We start from the raw sequence: 1,608 nt of genomic DNA on the forward strand, positions 1-1,608 counted from the left end.
ACGAATTTCATCGAGAACTAAATACAATAATTCCCGTTGCCGATTATCCAGTAAAACATCAATTTCAAAACTAATCTTTGTTCTATTAATTAAAGGCGATCGAATGACCGCTAAAGTGGACTCAAAAACCGCCGAAACACACAGGGGACGCTCGCGGCTTAAAATTGGTAATTCCCGATCGATATTGTTAATTATTATCGGAGGTGTCGCTGAAGGTGAATTGTAATAGCTACCTTCCAGGGGAATTAGTTTTCTCACTAGCCATAGGGCTGCTAAAAGTTCTCGTTTTCTCCCCTGCCAATAAAAGCGATCAAAGCCGGATAAAGACTGTTGATTGAGGTGGAGATCAATTAAATGTAATTCACTTTCGATGCGATTTAATCCCGTTTTTCCGGCAGTGATTAACCAATGGCTAGGAGCTAAACTTGGACGGGTAGCAATGGTGAGAGCAGAAGGGGCAACATCGTGGGTTTCATCCCGGGAAATTTGTCCTAAAATAGTGATAAATTGCTCTAGGTTTGTGCCTTTGGGAATATAACCGGCGATGCCTAATTCTCTGGCGATTAGTTGCTGTCGGGAGTCGAGAGGAAAGGTTAATAAAACAATTTTACTTTCGGGATAGCGAGAGTGGAGAATTTCACAGTAAGACCAATCAAAGAGAGGATCGATAAGGATAATTTCGGGGGCCGGATTCAGAGTCAAAGCGAAAATTGTTTCTAAATCCCCTTCGGTGACGATACTAATATTTTCTATCTGCGACAAGGCCTGCACCAGACCCAAGCGGAAAATCGGGTCATTATCGATGATAATTAAGGTGAGAGGGCGATCGATCACAAGAGTTGCAGCCTGTCAACGGATACTATTCACAGGGTCAATTATACAGTTATCTGGCTCATTTGTTTTGTTTATAGCCATAGAAATCGATGCGATAATCGGTAATTTTTACCCCCGTTGATGCCTCGACCTGTTTAATTAATTCTGGGGGAAGTTCGATATGCACATCGATGATTTGTTGGCTGTCCAGACAATTGACGTGACTGTGGGAATCGCTGATGTTACCGTAGAGTCTGCCGTCCCAGCGTTCCACAGATTCGATAATGCCTTGACCCGATAGGGCCTCTAGGTTTTGGTACACTGAGGTATGACCGATGTTCTTTCCTTGCAGATTGAGACGATCATAAATTTCTCTCGCTGATAGGTGTTCCTGCGCTTGCCACAGCAATTCTAAAATATAGCGACGCTGACGACTAACCCGCATTCCTAAAGTTTGACACCTTTCGATCGCATCTTCTAAACACCGGATCGGTTTTTGTTTTACCTCCAAATTGTCCATAGTTGCGTCCGTTGACCTCCGCCCTAATACATAGTCATTACCAGTTTAGCTTAGTCTTTCGATCGATGTCCACATTGCCCCAGTTTTCAGCCCCTCTTCAAACTGAGATAAAAAATCAGCAGCGCCAGATTTGAGTAGATTTGCGGGGGAATGAGTGGAAAGAACCACAGAGGCACAAAGGACACAAAGATCGATCGCGACTAAGTAGTCGTGCAAAATTAATTTCCTAGTGAAGATAGGCAAAAGGCAAAAGGCAGGAGGCAAGAGGTGGTTAG

General features: G+C 43.6%; 2 protein-coding genes and 1 pseudogene. All 3 read right to left on the reverse strand.

Going from position 1 to position 1,608, the window contains the following annotated elements; translation table 11 throughout:
• A partial coding sequence (locus PX636_RS10125; RefSeq protein ID WP_502882870.1) for a response regulator occupies positions 1-834 on the reverse strand: 834 nt, incomplete at its 3' end.
• A gap of 58 nt (positions 835-892) precedes the next feature.
• A complete protein-coding gene (locus PX636_RS10130; RefSeq protein ID WP_002798934.1) occupies positions 893-1,333 on the reverse strand; it encodes a Fur family transcriptional regulator in 441 nt (146 codons plus the stop codon).
• Between the two features lie 45 nt (positions 1,334-1,378).
• Positions 1,379-1,608: pseudogene (locus PX636_RS10135) on the reverse strand (hypothetical protein); the annotation flags it as partial.

This window comes from Microcystis sp. M53598_WE2, from assembly GCF_030067735.1.
GTDB classification, from domain to species: Bacteria; Cyanobacteriota; Cyanobacteriia; order Cyanobacteriales; family Microcystaceae; genus Microcystis; species Microcystis aeruginosa.

Coding starts and splice junctions, on each gene's coding strand:
- PX636_RS10130 (WP_002798934.1), bottom strand. CDS start 1,333: ATGGACAATTTGGAGGTAAAACAAAAACCGATCCGGTGTTTAGAAGAT.